The organism is Streptomyces sp. YIM 130001, assembly GCF_003574445.1.
GTDB lineage: Bacteria > Actinomycetota > Actinomycetes > Streptomycetales > Streptomycetaceae > Streptomyces.
This window is the reverse complement of sequence record NZ_KZ984566.1, coordinates 55,716-72,554: the sequence shown is the minus strand read 5'-3', so window position 1 is coordinate 72,554 and position 16,839 is coordinate 55,716. Positions and strand designations below refer to the sequence as shown.

General features: G+C 71.4%; 14 protein-coding genes. 4 read left to right on the top strand and 10 right to left on the bottom strand.

Annotated elements, in window-relative coordinates; translation table 11 throughout:
* Window positions 1–158: 158 nt before the first annotated feature.
* Window positions 159–716 (top strand): dihydrofolate reductase family protein, encoded by a 558-nt coding sequence (locus DSC45_RS28995; RefSeq protein ID WP_119294944.1) that lies wholly within the window; start codon window positions 159–161, stop codon window positions 714–716.
* A 118-nt stretch (window positions 717–834) separates the two neighbouring features.
* On the opposite strand, the gene DSC45_RS28990 is transcribed toward DSC45_RS28995, so the two are convergent.
* From DSC45_RS28990 to pdhA, 3 genes are read right to left on the bottom strand one after another with little or no spacing between them, the layout of a single operon-like run.
* Window positions 835–2,271 (bottom strand): dihydrolipoamide acetyltransferase family protein, encoded by a 1,437-nt coding sequence (locus DSC45_RS28990; RefSeq protein ID WP_119295018.1) that lies wholly within the window; start codon window positions 2,269–2,271, stop codon window positions 835–837.
* A gap of 19 nt (window positions 2,272–2,290) precedes the next feature.
* Window positions 2,291–3,271, bottom strand: a complete 981-nt coding sequence (locus DSC45_RS28985) for an alpha-ketoacid dehydrogenase subunit beta (protein WP_119294943.1) — start codon at window positions 3,269–3,271, stop codon at window positions 2,291–2,293.
* Window positions 3,272–3,273: 2 nt separating this feature from the next.
* The gene (pdhA, locus tag DSC45_RS28980; protein ID WP_119294942.1) at window positions 3,274–4,431 is read right to left on the bottom strand and encodes a pyruvate dehydrogenase (acetyl-transferring) E1 component subunit alpha; all 1,158 of its coding nucleotides are present in this window, start codon (window positions 4,429–4,431) and stop codon (window positions 3,274–3,276) included.
* 350 nt (window positions 4,432–4,781) lie between these two features.
* On the opposite strand from pdhA, the gene DSC45_RS28975 reads away from it, so the two are divergent.
* Window positions 4,782–5,441, top strand: coding sequence for a response regulator (locus DSC45_RS28975; RefSeq protein ID WP_119294941.1), 660 nt, complete (start codon window positions 4,782–4,784; stop codon window positions 5,439–5,441).
* Between the two features lie 121 nt (window positions 5,442–5,562).
* Window positions 5,563–6,000 (top strand): pyridoxamine 5'-phosphate oxidase family protein, encoded by a 438-nt coding sequence (locus DSC45_RS28970; protein WP_119294940.1) that lies wholly within the window; start codon window positions 5,563–5,565, stop codon window positions 5,998–6,000.
* Between the two features lie 66 nt (window positions 6,001–6,066).
* Here DSC45_RS28970 and DSC45_RS28965 read toward each other — a convergent pair whose 3' ends face one another.
* Window positions 6,067–7,560: a protein kinase domain-containing protein gene (locus DSC45_RS28965; RefSeq protein ID WP_119295017.1), complete on the bottom strand. Its 1,494-nt coding sequence runs from the start codon at window positions 7,558–7,560 to the stop codon at window positions 6,067–6,069.
* A gap of 443 nt (window positions 7,561–8,003) precedes the next feature.
* Between DSC45_RS28965 and DSC45_RS28960 the strand changes: the two genes are divergently transcribed.
* Window positions 8,004–9,635, top strand: a complete 1,632-nt coding sequence (locus DSC45_RS28960) for a protein kinase domain-containing protein (protein ID WP_119294939.1) — start codon at window positions 8,004–8,006, stop codon at window positions 9,633–9,635.
* Between the two features lie 92 nt (window positions 9,636–9,727).
* On the opposite strand, the gene DSC45_RS28955 is transcribed toward DSC45_RS28960, so the two are convergent.
* From DSC45_RS28955 to DSC45_RS28930, 6 genes are all read right to left on the bottom strand, one after another.
* Complete coding sequence (locus tag DSC45_RS28955; RefSeq protein WP_119294938.1) at window positions 9,728–10,282, bottom strand: bacterial proteasome activator family protein; 555 nt, start codon at window positions 10,280–10,282, stop codon at window positions 9,728–9,730.
* Between the two features lie 82 nt (window positions 10,283–10,364).
* Window positions 10,365–11,297 carry a hypothetical protein gene (locus DSC45_RS28950; RefSeq protein ID WP_119294937.1) on the bottom strand — a complete coding sequence of 311 codons (933 nt, stop codon included), beginning with the start codon at window positions 11,295–11,297 and terminating at the stop codon, window positions 10,365–10,367.
* Window positions 11,298–11,441: 144 nt separating this feature from the next.
* Window positions 11,442–12,419 (bottom strand): NAD(P)H-quinone oxidoreductase, encoded by a 978-nt coding sequence (locus DSC45_RS28945; protein WP_119294936.1) that lies wholly within the window; start codon window positions 12,417–12,419, stop codon window positions 11,442–11,444.
* Window positions 12,420–12,500: 81 nt separating this feature from the next.
* Window positions 12,501–13,598 (bottom strand): potassium channel family protein, encoded by a 1,098-nt coding sequence (locus DSC45_RS28940; protein ID WP_119294935.1) that lies wholly within the window; start codon window positions 13,596–13,598, stop codon window positions 12,501–12,503.
* Entirely contained in the window at window positions 13,595–15,094 is a 1,500-nt protein-coding gene (locus DSC45_RS28935) for a molybdopterin molybdotransferase MoeA (RefSeq protein ID WP_119294934.1), read from the bottom strand. The genes DSC45_RS28940 and DSC45_RS28935 overlap by 4 nt, the downstream gene beginning before the upstream one ends.
* The gene (locus DSC45_RS28930) at window positions 15,091–16,071 is read right to left on the bottom strand and encodes a DUF6457 domain-containing protein (RefSeq protein ID WP_240434908.1); all 981 of its coding nucleotides are present in this window, start codon (window positions 16,069–16,071) and stop codon (window positions 15,091–15,093) included. Before DSC45_RS28930 ends, DSC45_RS28935 begins: the two co-directional genes overlap by 4 nt.
* Window positions 16,072–16,839: the final 768 nt, after the last annotated feature.

Below are 16,839 nucleotides of genomic sequence, written 5' to 3'. Positions count from 1 at the left end.
ATCCCGGCGCCGCCGATGTGAGGTACGCAACACCGCCGACCCGGCCCGCCGCGACCGATGAGAACCGCGGCCGCCGACCGTCTACCCGTCAAGACACGACGCACAGCACCCGCACCGCACCGCACCGCACCCGATCGACGACACAAGGAGTTCCCGCCATGGGGAAGATCAAGGTCCACGAGTTCACCACCATCGACGGCGTCATCGGTGCACCGATGTGGACCATGGACTACGAGTTCACGCCCGCGCTCGGTGAGTCCATCGGCCGCTTCATGAAGTCCTGTACGTCGATCCTGCTCGGCCGTACGACGTTCGAGGAGTTCGCGCCGGCCTGGTCCGGCCGCACCGTGGACGACGACCCGGGCGCACCGTTCTTCAACGACACCCAGAAGTACGTGGTCTCCGCCACCCTCGAGGACGCCGAGTCGGTGTGGCAGCACTCGCAGGTACTCGGCGCCTACGACGCGGACGCGATCCGCGAGTTCAAGGAGAGCCAGGACGGCGACATCTACATCAGCGGCAGCGGCACCCTGGTCCGCGCCCTGCTCGCCGACGGCCTGGTGGACGAACTGCACCTGCTGGTCTACCCGGTGGCACTCGGCACCGGCCCGCGACTGTTCCCGGAGGACGGCCCGGGCACCACGCTGACGCTGCTCGGCAGCGAGGCGATCGACAACGGCGTCGCCCACCTGACGTACGGACCGGCCGCCGCCTGAAGTGGAAACCGGCCGCCCGACGTACGGAACGGCCGCCCGACGTACCGAACGGCCGCCACTGAGCCGACATCGCCGCCAGGTCGCCCCCCGAGGTGGAGGACGACCCGGACGCTTCCGGTCAGGCCCAGGTGATGAGCCGCTTCGGGCGCTCGAGCACCGCCGCCACATCGGCGAGCACCTTCGAGCCCAGCTCGCCGTCGACCAGCCGGTGGTCGAAGGACAGCGCGAGCGTGGTCACCTGACGGGGCTTCACCTTGCCCTTGTGGACCCAGGGCTGCGGCTTGATCGCGCCGACCGCGAGGATCGCGGACTCACCGGGGTTGAGGATCGGTGTGCCGGTGTCGACGCCGAACACCCCCACATTGGTGATCGTGACCGTGCCGTTCTGCATCGCGGCCGGTGACGTCTTCCCGTCACGGGCCGTCGCGATCAACTCGCCCAACTCCCCGGCGAGCTGCGGCAGCGTCAGCGCGTGCGCGTCCTTGATGTTCGGCACGAGCAGGCCGCGCGGAGTGGCCGCCGCGATCCCGAGGTTCACGTAGTGCTTGTGGACGATCTCCTGGTTCGCCTCGTCCCAGGCCGCGTTCACCTCGGGATTCCGCTTGATGGCGACCAGCAGGGCCTTGGCGATCAGCAGCAGCGGGTTGACCCGCAGTCCCGCCAGGTCCTTGTCGCCCTTGAGCTCCTCGACCAGCTTCATCGTCCGTGTCACGTCGACCGTGACGAACTCGGTGACGTGCGGCGCGCTGAACGCCGAGTCGACCATGGCCTGCGCGGTCGCCTTCCGTACGCCCTTGACCGGGACACGGGTCTCGCGGGCGTCCGCCTCTGCCGCGGGCTGCGCGGCCCGGACCGGCGCGGGCTCGGGCACCGGTTCCGTGGCCGGCGCGACTGCCGCCGCGGCCGCGTGCACGTCGTCCCGGGTGACGATCCCGCCGTCACCGGTCGGTACAACGCTCGCCAGATCGACGCCGAGGTCCTTGGCCAGCTTGCGTACCGGCGGCTTCGCGAGCGCGCGGGCGCCCGAGGCGGCCGCCGAACCCGCCGGGCTCTGGGCGGCCCCGTGACCGTTCACCGCCGGAGCCGGAGCTTCCGCCGGAGCTGGGACTTCCGCCGCCCCGGCAGCCTTACGCGGCCGGCGCTTCGTGGAACTCTGCGCCACCCCGTAGCCGACCAGCACCGGCTGCCGGCCCTGCGGCTCTTCGTCATCGTCAGCGGCGGCAGCAGCAGCAGCGGGCTCGGCCTCTGCCGCGGGCGCATCCCCGGAACCCGGCGCGACGTCCACGGTGATGATCACCTGGCCGACGTCGACCGTCGTCCCCTCGGGGAAGCGCAGCTCGTGCACCGACCCGTCGAACGGAATGGGAAGTTCGACGGCCGCCTTCGCCGTCTCCACCTCGCACACCACCTGACCGTCGGTCACGGTGTCGCCAGGCTGCACGTACCACTTCAGAATCTCGGCCTCGGTGAGCCCCTCGCCCACGTCGGGCATCTTGAACTCGCGGTACCGGGCGGTGTCGGTGGTTCCCGAAGACGCTGCGGACACTGCACTCATCGTCGTCACGACCCTCTCCTCAGTACGCCAGCGAGCGGTCGACGGCCTCGAGCACCCGGTCGAGACCCGGCAGGTACTCGTCCTCGAGACGGGCCGGCGGGTACGGGGCGTGGTAGCCGCCGACCCGCAGCACGGGCGCCTCCAGGTGGTAGAAACACCGCTCGGTGATCCGCGCGGCGATCTCCGCACCGCTTCCGTAGAACACCGGCGCCTCGTGCACCACGACGAGCCGGCCCGTCCGCTCGACCGAGGCCTGCACCGTGTCGAAGTCGATCGGCGACATCGAGCGCAGATCGATCACCTCGATCGACCGGCCCTCCTCCTCGGCGGCCGCGGCCGCCTCGAGACAGACCTTCACCATCGGCCCGTACGCGACCAGGGTCAGATCCGTGCCCTCGCGCACCCGGCGCGCGCTGTGCAGCGGCCCCGGGAACGCCTCCGTGTCGACCTCGCCCTTGTCCCAGTACCGCCGCTTCGGCTCGAAGAAGATCACCGGGTCGTCGCTCTGGATGGCCTGCTGCATCATCCAGTACGCGTCCGCCGGGTTGGACGGCGAGACCACCTTCAGGCCCGCCACGTGCGCGAACAGCGCCTCCGGCGACTCCGAGTGGTGCTCGACCGCGCCGATGCCACCGCCGTAGGGGATCCGGATGACGACCGGCAGCTTCACCTTGCCCAGCGACCGCGCGTGCATCTTCGCCAGCTGCGTCACGATCTGGTCGTACGCCGGGAAGACGAACCCGTCGAACTGGATCTCCACCACCGGCCGGTAGCCGCGCAGCGCGAGGCCGATCGCGGTGCCCACGATGCCGGACTCGGCGAGCGGGGTGTCGATCACCCGGTCCTCGCCGAAGTCCTTCTGCAGACCGTCGGTGACCCGGAAGACACCGCCGAGCTTGCCGACGTCCTCGCCCATGACGAGGACCTTGGGGTCGGTGTCGAGCGCCTTGCGCAGCGACTCGTTGACCGCCTTGGCGAGCGCCATCTTGACTGCAGCCATGGTTACTTGACCTCCCCGTCGGCGAACGACGCCTGGTAGGCGGCGAACTGGGCGCGCTCCTCGTCGACGAGGGCGCTCCCGTCCGCGTAGACGTTCTCGAAGATCGCCATCATGTCGGGGTCGGGCATCGCCCTGACCGTCTCGCGGACGTGCTTGCCGAGCTTCTCGCTCTCGTCCTCGAGCTCCGCGAAGAAGGCGTCGTCGGCGAGCTTCTCGCCCTCCAGGTAGGCGCGCAGCCGCAGGATCGGGTCCTTGGCCTCCCACGCCTCCCGCTCCTCGTCCCGCCGGTACTTGGTCGGGTCGTCCGATGTGGTGTGCGCACCCATCCGGTACGTGAACGCCTCGACGAGGGTGGGGCCCTCACCGCGGCGGGCCCGCTCGAGCGCGGACCGGGTGACGGCGAGGCAGGCGAGCACGTCGTTGCCGTCCACCCGGACGCCGGGGAAGCCGTAGCCCTGCGCGCGCTGGTACAGCGGCACCCTGGTCTGCTTCTCGGTCGGCTCCGAGATCGCCCACTGGTTGTTCTGGCAGAAGAACACGACCGGCGCGTTGTACACCGCGGAGAACGTGAACGCCTCGGCCACATCGCCCTGGCTGGACGCGCCGTCACCGAAGTACGCGATGACCGCGGAGTCCGCGCCGTCCTTGGTGACACCCATCGCGTAGCCGGTCGCGTGCAGCGCCTGCGAGCCGATGACGATCGTGTACAGCTGGAAGTTGTTGGTGTTCGGGTCCCAGCCGCCGTTGTTGACGCCGCGGAACATGCCGAGCAGGTTCACCGGGTCGACGCCCCGGCACCAGGCGACACCGTGCTCGCGGTAGGTCGGGAAGACGTAGTCGTCCTCGCGGGTGGCCCGGCCGGAGCCGATCTGGGCGGCCTCCTGGCCGAGCAGCGACGCCCACAGACCCAGTTCGCCCTGCCGCTGCAGCGCGGTCGCCTCGGCGTCGAACTGCCGGGTCAGAACCATGTCCCGATAGAGCCCACGCAGCTCGTCGGGCGTGAGGTCGATGGAGTACTCAGGGTGCTCGACGCGCTTTCCTTCGGGCGTCAGCAGCTGTACGAGGTCGGGCTGTGCGCCCTGCTCCGCCGTCTTCTTGGCGGATGCGCGCTTGCCGCCGGTGCGGCGAGGCTTGCGCGCGGCGGTGCTGTCCACGGTCACGTGTGCTCCTCCGTCGGTCCGATACCCGGGATCGGCCGGGAACCGGGGGGTACCCCCAGGTCCTTGCGGGCCCGGGGGAGGCTCACCCGTTCCGTACCGGCGCACGGGGTGGGTGCGGCCGGCCGGAACAGGCGTGACAGGCGTCCCGGCAAGCACCCTGCAATCAGCACGTTACCCAGAGCCCCGCACTTCTGCGAAACCCCATCTGACCTGCAATTTTGCTTGGATTTCCAAGTAAATTCGAGTCAACGGGAACACGTACTGGTCACAGCCTTGCAGGGGGCCGGAACACCGGCACGTTATCCCGGTCCCCCAGAGCATTGGAAGACTCCGTGTGTGAGACTGGCGGCGTGCCTGTAGACGGAAAAATCACGGTATTCCTGCTTGATGACCATGAAGTGGTCCGTCGTGGTGTTCACGAGCTGCTCTCCGTGGAATCGGACATCGAGGTCGTCGGCGAGGCCGGCACGGCCGCCGACGCCCTGGTCCGCATCCCCGCCACCCGTCCCGACGTGGCCGTCCTCGACGTACGCCTGCCCGACGGCACCGGCGTCGAGGTGTGCCGGGACATCCGCTCGCGCGACGAGAACATCCACTGCCTGATGCTCACCTCGTTCGCCGACGACGAGGCACTCTTCGACGCGATCATGGCGGGCGCCTCGGGCTACGTCCTCAAGGCCATCCGCGGCAACGAACTGCTCTCCGCGGTCCGCGACGTCGCCGCCGGCAAGTCCCTGCTCGACCCGGTCGCCACCGCCCGCGTACTGGAGCGGCTGCGCGACGGGAACAGCCCCAAGGGCGACGAACGCCTGGCCGGCCTCACCGACCAGGAGCGCAGGATCCTCGACCTGATCGGCGAGGGCATGACGAACCGCGCGATCGGCGAGAACCTGCACCTCGCCGAGAAGACGATCAAGAACTACGTCTCCAGCCTGCTCTCCAAGTTGGGGATGGAACGCCGCTCCCAGGCCGCCGCGTACGTGGCCCGCATGCAGGCCGAGAGGCGCTGACGGGACGGCGGGCGATCCGCCGCGCGACGGGTCCGCCGTCGAATAATCGGGACCAACGTCCCGAGTCCTCGGGGCGTGGTCCCCTTCCCCGGCTCCCGGCCCGTCCCCGATCGTGGAAACCATGTCCCCCGAGGAACTCCGCGCCGTCGCGCTGCTCCGCACGACCCCCTACGGTCGCATCGCGGCGAGCATGCGCGCCCTCCCGTTCCTGGCCGTCACCCGGCACATCGTGGCCGACACGGGTCCGGACACACCGCCCGGCGTGATCCTGCGCCTGCACAGGGGATTCGGGTACCACCAGGCCTGCGAGGGCACCGTGGTCGCGTACGGCGCGGACAATCTGGGCGACGCGGCCGGCCCGGACGGGCTCTGGTCCGTCCAGATGGTCGGAACCTGCCGGACGATCACGCCGACGCCGGAGCAGATCGAGCAGTTCGGCCCGGCCCCCGAGCACGTCGACGGCGAGGCCTTCGACCCCGTCTACCTGCGCGTCTCTCCGCAGGTCATCGGCGTGCACCGGGTCGACGGCGGCTACGAGCGGGCGGTCCCGCGCGCCTGACCGCGCATCCCCACGCGCCGGCGTGGGAGGGACGAACGCTCCGGCTCCCGACGCCCCGGCTCGGGACTACTCCCCGCCGCCGGTGACGCCGTCCTCCGGCGGTTCCTCCGTGTCCGGCGGATCCGTGGGCGGATCGTCGGTCTTCGTCGGGTCCGGGTCCTCGGTCGTCTCGGTCTCCGTCGGCGTCGGGTCCGGGTCCTCGGTCGTCTCGGTCTCCGTCGGCGTCGGGTCGGTGGTCGGAGTGTCGTTCGTCGGAGGCGGCGTGTAATCGCCCTGGCCCCCGACACTCCCCGGGTCCGTCTCCTCCTGCGTCGTCTCCTCGTCGGTCGGCTCGTCGGTCTTCTTGTCCGTCTTCGACTGCGACACCGACGGCGAGGGCTCCGGCTTCTTCGGATCCTTGTCGTCCTTCGACAGCGCGAAGGCGATACCGGCACCGATCGCGATCAGGGCGAGCAGCGCGACGATCCACATCCGGCCGCGGCCACGTCCACGGCCACCGCCACGGCGTCCGCCCTCGAACCCGCCGTCGTCGTCACCCGGCGGACGCAGCATCGGCTGGTTGAACTGCGAGGTGCCGTTGTCGCCCGGGTGCTGCATGGCCGTGGCGCCCGCGACACCCATCGCCGGAGTGTTGCCACCCTCGTGCATGTCCACCGGACCGGTGTTCCAGGTCCCGGTGTGGCCGCCCTGCTCCTGCAGCATCTGCAGGCCGTACTGGACCAGGCCCCGCATCTCCTCGGCGCTCTGGAACCGGTCGTCCGGATCCTTGGCGAGCGACCGCATCACCAGGCCGTTCAGCTCCGGCGGAACCCCGTCCGACATCTCCGACGGCGGGACGGGCATGTCCTGGACGTGCTGGTAGACCACGGACAGCGGCGTCTCACCCATGAAGGGGGGCCGCAGCGCGAGCAGTTCGTACAGCAGACAGCCGGTGGCGTAGAGGTCCGAGCGGTGGTCGACGGCCTTGCCGAGAGCCTGCTCGGGGGACAGGTACTGCGGGGTACCCATCACCATGCCGGTCTGCGTCATGGTGTTCGACGCACCGTGCAGGGCGCGGGCGATGCCGAAGTCCATCACCTTCACCGCACCGGTGTCGGTGATGATCACGTTCGCGGGCTTGATGTCGCGGTGCACGATGCCGTGCTGGTGCGAGTACGCCAGCGCCTCGAGGACACCGGAGACGATGATCAGCGCCTGCTCGGGGCCGGGCGCCTCCGCGTTGAGCAACAGATCGCGGATCGTACGGCCTTCGACGATCTCCATCACGATGTACGGGATGGTGTTGCCGCCGATGAAGTCCTCACCGGAGTCGTAAACGGCCACCACCGCATGGTGGTTGAGGCCGGCGACCGACTGCGCCTCGCGCGTGAAGCGCGCCTTGGACACCGGGTCCTCGGCCAGATCCGTGCGCAGCAGCTTGACCGCCACCGTGCGCCCGAGCCGCACGTCCTCGGCGGCGAAGACCTCTGCCATTCCACCGCGGCCGAGCCGGCGGGTCAGCCGGTAACGGCCGTCCCCGACGAGGCCACCATTGCCCCACAGCTCAGGCGCGTCTGACATGCCGTCGCCAGCCGCGTCCGGGTCGGACGGGCCCTGGGCGCCGTGCTGGTCCATCGGTCCTCGCCGTCGTTTCCTGTGGAGTCTTGGAGGGTCCCCGGACAACGTCCGGGGGAGCGTCTGGCCGCATCGGTCCGTGCCCCACCTGCATACGGCATGTGAAGGTACAGTCCCTGCCGGCCCACGCTACAGCCTCGAATCAGCAGGCCGTCCCGAGATGGACCGGTCATCAAACCGTGGTCCGGCCGGGCCGGGCAAATCATGTGGCAAGTCGGTAACGCTTCCGAGACGCTTCTTGTGCGTACGGTCACGGAACGGGCACCCGGCTTGACGTGTCCGGGGCCTACGGCAGACTTGGCCGCAATAAGCAGAGATCTTCGCGCAGCAGGACGCGCACCCTCACCGGGACGCATCCGCGCCACAGCGCTGATGGGGGACGCACAGACATGAGCCAGGACGGCGCACACAGCCGGTACGCGGGGCGCTCGCTCGCCGGTGGCCGGTACCAGCTGCGGGACCTCCTCGGCGAGGGTGGCATGGCGTCGGTGCACCTCGCGTACGACTCGGTGCTCGACCGCCAGGTCGCGATCAAGACGCTGCACACGGAGTTGGGGCGCGAGCAGTCGTTCCGGGAGCGCTTCCGCCGCGAGGCGCAGTCCGTGGCGAAGCTCACGCACACCAACATCGTCTCGGTCTTCGACACCGGCGAGGACGACCTCGACGGCGGCACCATGCCGTACATCGTCATGGAGTACGTCGAGGGACAGCCGCTCGGCTCGGTGCTCGACACGTCCGTCGCGCAGCACGGCGCGATGCCCACCGACCAGGCGCTGAAGATCACCGCCGATGTGCTCGCCGCGCTCGAGATCAGCCACGAGATGGGCCTGGTCCACCGCGACATCAAGCCGGGCAACGTCATGATGACCAAGCGGAACGTGGTCAAGGTGATGGACTTCGGCATCGCCCGCGCGATGCAGTCCGGCGTCACCTCCATGACACAGACCGGCATGGTCGTGGGCACGCCGCAGTACCTGTCGCCCGAGCAGGCGCTCGGCCGCGGCGTGGACGCCCGGTCCGACCTGTACTCGGTCGGCATCATGCTCTTCCAACTGGTCACCGGACGGCTGCCGTTCGAGGCGGACTCGCCGCTGGCCATCGCGTACGCGCACGTCCAGGAGGAGCCCGTCGCTCCGTCCTCGATCAACCGCGCACTCCCGCCGGCCGTCGACGCCCTGGTCGCCCGCGCACTGAAGAAGAACCCGAACGAACGCTTCCCCACGGCCGAGGCCATGCGGGACGAGTGCCTGCGCGTCGCCCAGTCGTTCCACGCCACACCGCCGAGCATCGTCCCCGGCCAGCAGACGTCGAACGGCGGCGGCGTCGGCTCGGCCGTCTTCCCGCCGCTCGACCAGTCCTCCGCACAGCCGCCGTCCGGCAGCGTCCAGACGCCGTACCAGCCGGGCCCCTACGGACAGCCGACTCCCGCCCCCGCGCCGGGGTACGGCTACCCGCAGCAGGGCGGCTACCAGACTCCCGCGCCCGGCGCGTACCAGCAGGGCGGTGGCGCGCAGACCCCGCCGCCGTACACCCTGTCTCCGCAGGCGGGCAGCACGAGCGTCGGCGGGCACGGCGGGAACGGTGGCAGCAAGCGGAACATGCCGGTCATCGTCGGCTCCATCGCCGTGGCGCTGCTGGCCATCGGTGGCCTGATCGCCGCGATCTCCATGAACGGCGACGACGAAGGCGGCGGCAAGGGCGGCGGCGACAAGGAGAGCTCGGGCCCGGTGGCCGGGCACAAGCCCGCGGACAAGACGAAGATCATCGACGCCGAGAAGTGCACGGACCCGATGGAGGGCACCGACCCGAACACCATCCAGGCGCCGGCCTTCCAGTACATCCACATCGACTCGGTGAAGGACTGCCTCAAGGCGGCGAACTGGAAGTACAACGTCACTTACACGGACGAAGCGGTGTACGGCAAGGGCGCGGTGATCAACCAGTACCCGAAGAAGGGTTCCGAGATGCCGGAGGAGAACGTCGGCTTCGACCTCGAGGTGTCGACGGGCAACCCCGGTTAAGGACTTCCGGCGACGCACGCGATCGCACGAAAGGGGACCGGCCACGCGCTGAATGCGTGGCCGGTCCCCTTTCGCGTGCTTCGGGTCCCCGACTAGAGGTACGGCCCGCCCGTGCGGCCCGTCGGGTGGGCCGGGTCCTCGGGCTCGTCCGCGCCGCCCGCGCCGGGCGGCAGGGCGCGGCGCATCTGTTCCAGCTGGGCGCGGGCCGCCATCTGCTGGGCGAACAGGGTGGTCTGGATCCCGTGGAAGAGGCCCTCGAGCCAGCCGACCAACTGCGCCTGCGCGATGCGCAGTTCCGCGTCGCTCGGTGTATTGCCCTCGGTGAAGGGGAGCGAGAGGCGCTCGAGCTCCTCCACGAGTTCGGGAGCGAGCCCGTCCTCCAGCTCCTTGACGGAGCTCTTGTGGATGTCCTTGAGGCGGGCGCGGCTCGCCTCGTCGAGAGGGGCGGCGCGGACCTCCTCGAGCAGCTGCTTGATCATGCTGCCGATGCGCATGACCTTGGCCGGCTGCTCGACCATGTCCGTCACCGGAACCTCGCGCAGCTCGTCGTCGTCGCCTCCGCCGCCCCCGCCGAGGGCCATTCCGTCCTGGCCCACGACCAGGACCTGGGGGTTCTCCTGCGACCTGTCGTTCCTCGGCATTTCCATACGGCCATTGTCTCCCACACCCACTCCCTGTCTTCTTGGTGCCCCCGCTGAACCGTGATCCACCTCGGGCGGGCCCACCCACTCAGAGGCCGCGGCGCAGACGCAGGCCGAGGAAGGCGAGGCCCAGGCCGATCAGGAGCAGTCCGAAGCCCAGCGGCAGGACCTCCACGACGGGCCCGCTCGTGCGGGCCAGGGCCTCCTCGCGCGCCTCGGCCGCGGCGTCGATCCGGGTGTCGGTGGCGTCGGTGGTGGGCGGGGCGGAGGGGTCGGCCGGGTTCGCGAGTTCGAGGCCGTCCGAGGGGTGGGCCTCGTCCGGGTCGTCGCCGTGCGGGTGTGCCGGGTCCGGGTCCGATTCGTGGTGCGGGGCGGAGTGCTCCGTCGCGTCGTGGTGTCCGGGTGGGTGGGGGTCGGCGTCGTGGCCGGTGGTGGATTGCGGCTTCGGCTTCGCCGGCTTCGGCTTCGCCGGTTTTGGCTTCGGTTTCGCCGGTTTCGGCTTCGGCTTTTCGGACGGGCCCGCGGGCTTGGCCGGCTTCGTGGGCTTGCCGGGCTTCTCCCCGGGCGGGGTCTTCCCGCCAGGTGTCGCCGGGTCGGCAGGGGTGGCGTGGGGTGCGTCGGGCTTGCGCGCCGGTGGATGCGTGACGCTGTCCTCGGCCGGGTCGCTCGGCGCGGGCGGATCGTCGTCACCGCTGCCGGGGGGCAGGGCGGCCTCCTGTCGAGGCTGCTCGCCGCCGTCCTCGGCCGGGTCCTTGCCGATGCGCCCGGGAGGTACCCGGCCCTCGCCCGGCCGACTCCCGGCACGCAAGTCTTCGTCGGAATCGTCGGGGCCGTCGGGGTCGTCGGGGACGTCGGCACGCGGCCGGGAGTTCGGGGGGTCGGGCGCCGCGGGCAGGGACGTCGTGACGGCTGCCGCTTGCGCGATGCCCGTCGGTTCCGAGCCCACGGGCCCGAGCGAGAAGAGCACGGCCGGTACGAGCAGAACACCCAGAGTGCGCAAGGAGCGGATCGCTGCAACCACGCCGGGACCCCCTCCCGATGCCGTATCGCCAGGGCCGAGGTACCCAGAGTCACATGAAGTGACACAACCGGCATCTCGGGCAGAGGAGGTACGGCCGGGGGGGGGAGCGGGGGCCGAGTGCGTGTCCCCCGCGCCCACAAGGGCTCAGCGCGTGAGCAGCACCTTCCCGATGTGCCCGCTGGCCTCGAGCACCCGGTGCCCCTCCGCCGCCTCGCTGAGCGGCAGCATCCTGTCGATGACCGGCCGCACCCGCCCGGCCGCGAACAACGGCCAGACGTGTTCCCGTACCGCCGCCACGATCGCCGCCTTCTCCGCGGCGGGACGCGCGCGCAGCGTGGTCGCGGTGATGGCGGCGCGCTTGCGCAGCAGGGCGTTGAGGTTCAACTCCCCCTTGACGCCGCCCTGCAGACCGATGATGGCGAGGCGGCCGCTGGTCGCCAGCGCCTTCACGTTCTGGTTCAGGTATTTGGCGCCGATGATGTCGAGGATGACGTCGGCACCGGCGCCGCCGGTGGCCGCCCGCACCTCGTCCACGAAGTCCTGCTGGTGATAGTCGATCAGGACGTCCGCACCGAGTTCGGCGCAGCGGGCCAGCTTCTGGGCGCTGCCCGCCGTGACGGCCACCTTCGCGCCGATCGCCTTGGCCAACTGGATCGCCATCGTGCCGATGCCACTGGCCCCGCCGTGCACCAGGAGCGTCTCGCCGGGCCGGAGATGGGCGATCATGAAGACGTTCGACCAGACCGTGCACGTCACCTCCGGCAGCGCCGCGGCCGCGACCAGGTCGACACCCTCCGGCACCGGCAGCAACTGCCCTGCGGGGACCGCGACTTTCTCCGCGTACCCGCCGTCCGCGAGCAGCGCACACACCTCGTCGCCGACCGCCCAGCCACTCACGCCGGGTCCGAGCGCCGCGATGCGCCCCGAACACTCCAGACCGGGGTACGGGGACGAGCCGGGCGGCGGATCGTAGAAGCCCTGACGCTGCAGCAGGTCGGCGCGGTTCACGGCGGTGGCCGCGACCTCGACGAGGACCTCGCCCTCACCGGGCACGGGATCGGGGACCTCCGCCCAGACGAGCGCCTCGGGTCCACCGGGTTCGGGGATGGTGATCGCATGCATGAGCGCGAGGCTACTCGTCGTCCGCCGCCGTACGCCGGTTCGGGGCGGACCCGTCGGCGTACGGCAGCGCTCAGCGGCAGTTCAGTCGCGGGGCAGCGGCCGGGTGTCGGGCAGTCGGGGCCCGTCGGGCGTGGCCCGCACGATGGTGATGAGACGGTCCGTCAACTTCAGCGGACTGGCCGCCGGATCGTCGTATCCGAGCAGCCGGTGACCGCGTACGACACTGACCACGAGGTCGTCGGTCTCCCGCACCCCTCGGCCCACCTCGGCCTTTATCACCGGCCGTTCGACCAGATCGAGGCCCGTGCCCTGCTGGATGAGGTCCTCCATCACCGTGCCCGCGCTGGGGCTCAGCACCGAGAGGCCGAGCAGCCGGCCGGCCGCACTGGCACTGGTGATCACCGCGTCGGCGCCGGACTGGCGCAGCAGCGGTGCGTTCTCCTCCTCGCGGACCGCGGCCACGATCTTGGCGCCGCGGTTCAACTGCCGTGCGGTGAGCGCGACCAGGACCGCCGTGTCGTCGCGCTGAGTGGCGATGACGATCTGCCGGGCCTTCTGCGCCTCCGCCCGCACCAGCACGTCGCTACGGGTCGCATCGCCGATGACACCGACGAATCCCTCCGAAGTGGCCGCCTCGATCACCTTGTTGCTCGGGTCGACGATCACGATCTGGTCCTTCGACAGGCCCGTCGCGCACAGGGTCTGGATCGCCGAGCGGCCCTTCGTACCGAAGCCCACGACGACGGTGTGTTCCCGCAACTGGGACCTCCAGCGGTTCAGCCGGAACTCCTCGCGGGTCCGCTCCGTGAGGACCTCGAGGGTGGTGCCGACCAGGATGATCAGGAAGAGCACGCGCAACGGCGTGACAGCGAGGATATTGATGAGCCGCGCGGTGTCGCTCACCGGGACGATGTCGCCGTATCCCGTGGTGGAGAGCGTGACCGTCGCGTAGTAGAACGAGTCGAGCAGATCGATGGTGCCGTCGGAGTTGTCGCCGTAGCCGTCCCGGTCGAGGTAGACGATCAACGCCGTGGCGACCAGGACGGTCAGAGCCATCGCCAGCCGCTTCCCGACCTGCAGCAACGGGCGCTCGACCACCCGGCGCGGCAGCTTGATGGGGCTGGTGATCAGGTGTTCGTCGGCCCCCCGGGCGATCGCATCCTGACCGGGAAGTTTCACGTGAAACACTCCTCTGGCGTCCACGCCCACGGCAGGTCGAGGATCTCGAGTTCCTGTCCCGGCGCTGCTCCGCCCGGCGGCACCACGGCGACTCCGTCCGATGCCGCGATTCCGCGGAGCATGGCAGGCCCGTTGTAGTGCAGCGGTACGGCCTCGTCACCGCGGAGCGCCACGGGGACGAGGCGGGTGTCGTGCGGATGGCCGTGGATGCCCTTGCGGATCGGCGCCAGGTACGGGTCCGAAGCGGCCCGCCCCGCCAGCGTACGCAGCACGGGTTCCGCCAGCGTCAGCAGCCCCGAGACCGCGGCGAGCGGATTGCCGGGCAGGCCCACGAGGTGCCGGCTGTCGGTCAGCCGGGCCAGCAGCATGGGGTGGCCCGGGCGCACCTCGACTCCGTCCACGAGGAGTTCGGCGCCGAGGCGTTGCAGGGTGGGGTGGACGTGGTCGACGGGTCCTGAAGCGGTGCCTCCGGTGGTGACGATCAGGTCCGCGTCCGAGCCCGCGACCGCCTTGCGCAGCGCGGTCGCGTCGTCGCCGAGCCGTCGTACGGACACCACCTGGGCGCCGAGCGCGCGCAGCCAGGGCGGGAGCATCGGGCCGAGGGCATCGCGGATGAGGCCGTCGCGGGGGAGTCCGGATGTCAGCAACTCGTCGCCGAGTACGAACACTTCGGCGCGCGGCCTCGGGACGGTGGCGAGCGTGTCGTAGCCGGCGGCCGACGCGAGGCCGATCGACGCCGGGGTGATCAGGGTGCCCGCGGGCAGCAACTGGTCACCGCTGCGGCATTCCTGGCCGCGCGGGCGGATGTCCTGGCCGTGCGCCACGTCCCGCAGGGCGTGCAGCCTCAGGTGGCCGTCCTGGTGGCCGTGCTCGCTGCGGATCACCGCCGTCGCCTCGTGCGGCACCCGCGCGCCGGTGGCGATGGCGACGGCCTCGCCGTCGGCCAGCGGCTCGGGCTGCGCGAGGCCGGCGAGTACCGATTCCTGGCGCAGGGTCCAGGGGCCGGGGCCGGCGACCGCCCAGCCGTCCATGGCCGAGGTGTCGAACGACGGCAGGTCGGTGAGCGCGGCGATGGGGGCGGCCAGGACCAGCCCCAAGGACTCGTCGAGGGGCGTCCGAACGGGGATCCGTACGCCGCGGCTGACGATGCGCTCGGCCGCGCGCCGGGCGACGGCGCGGGCCTGGGGCCAGGGGGTGGCGGTGTGGGTGGCGGCGGGGGTGGGCGGTGCGGTGGGGCGAGGCGGCGGCGGGGTGGGGTCCGGGTTGGGGGTGAAGGTGAACGCCAGCTCGTCGTCGGCCGGTTCGCGGTGAGCGTGGTCTTCGCGGGCGTCGTCACGGGCGTTGTCGCGGGTGGCCGGGCGGCCGACGCGGGAGCCGGCGGTGGCGCCCGAGGAGCCGGCGCCGGGCCGCTCGCTCTCCTCGCGCGCGGCCCGTACCAACGCCAGGGCCTCCTCGACGTCCGGGTCGTGCCCGTCCGCCCTGCCGGGCCCGGTCATTTCGGGTCCGGCCCTTCGTTCTGCGCGGCTTCCTCCGCCCAGCGCTCGGCCAGCGCCGTCGCCTTGCGTGCGGCCTCGGCGACTGCCTCGGGGTCACCGCCCGCACGGCCCGCGGCGTATCCGACGAGGAACGTGGTGAGGGGCGCGGCCGGCCTGGCCACGCCGTGCGCGGCGTCGCGCGCCAGATCGAGCAGTACGCCGGTGTCGACGTCGAGCTCGATACCCAATTCGTCCTTGACTGCGGTCATCCATTCATCCAGCACGTGCTCATGCTCCCTGATCCGCGCGCGGGCAGCGGCAATGTCCTCCCAGGTGTCGCAGTCGGCCGCAGCCCCCGAACCGTCCGGGGCGGCCGCTCTGGCCAGCCGGAGCCCGGCGAGCAGGCGGCGCAGCGGCAGCCCGGCGAGCGCGCCGTGCTCGGCCCGCAACCGGGCGAGCCCGCGCACCAGCGACGCGCGCCGATACGCCGCGACGAGCGGCTGATCCCGCCCATCGGCGTCGATGAACAGCGCGCCGTCGTAAGGGGGGTCGGCGGATTCCGGGCGGGGGGCGGTGGCGGCGGGGCCGGGACGAGGGGCGGCGGCCACCGGTGCTGCGAAGCGCGGGGATGCGGCGTCCGGGGCCTGCGCGTGCGGTGTCCGCGTGTCCGGTGTCCGCGTGTCCGGTGCCGTCAGCGTGGTCAGCAGGGTCCGGACGGTGTGCGTGTCGAGGAACGGCAGATCCGCGGAGAGTACGAGGACGACCGGGCTCGTCGTGCGGCACAGCCCGGCATCGAGCGCGGCCAACGGGCCGCCGCCGGGCGGCTCTTCCCGCACCCACTCGACGGGCCTGACGGTCTCTCTGGGCTCCGCGACGACCACCGTACGGTCCGCGTTCGCGCAGGCGGTCAGTACCCGGTCGAGCAGGCGCCGGCCACCCACCCGTACGCCGGGCTTGTCCACACCGCCGAGCCGCCGGGAGGCCCCACCGGCCAGCACGACGGCGTCCCATGCGGGGGGAACGTCGCCGTCCGGGGCGGCAGGGGCATCGGCGGCGTCGGTGGCGTACGCGGCGGCCGTGGCGTCATCCGAGGTCACCCACCGAGTATCGCCACAAGCAGCCCTCGCGCCACCCCCGGGATCCGAATCACCGCGACGCCGAGCCTGCGACCCGGATCGCTCCGGCGAGGCGCCTGCACTCCCCGTCCCCCTGGATCGCTCTGACTCGTATCAAGTGACCTGGACGCCCGGCATCCGAACCCTGGACGGACTCCGGCCCTACGGCCCGAATCCGCAGGCCCCCCGTCCCCGTCCCCGCGGCACCGACCCCACGGTGCGGATCACCACGCCCCGAGTGCACCCGCGGCCCGGACAATCCGGCTCGGATCACATGGACGGCGCTCCGCGGCACGGCCCCGCCGGCTCGGATCAGACGGCCAGGGTTCCCGGTGGCCCGGACCCGAGGCCCGGACCCTGCGGCCCAGGTGGCCGCACAGGCCGAATCCCGTCGACTCGGATCGAGTGGCCAGGGCTCGAGGGGCCTGAACCCGCAGGCCGGACCCCGGAATTCACGCGACCCTGAGCGCCGCCGCTCGATGCGCGCGGCCCGGGCCCTTGGGTCGCCCGTCGGACTCTGGAACCCGCAGCCGGAGTCTGAAGTCCGGGCCCGGCACCGGAACGCCGGGGCGCCCGGGAACTCCGCGTCAGGCGTCGCCGGCGCCCGGATCGCCGCGGCTCGATCCCCACCCCGGGCCCACCCGCACCGCG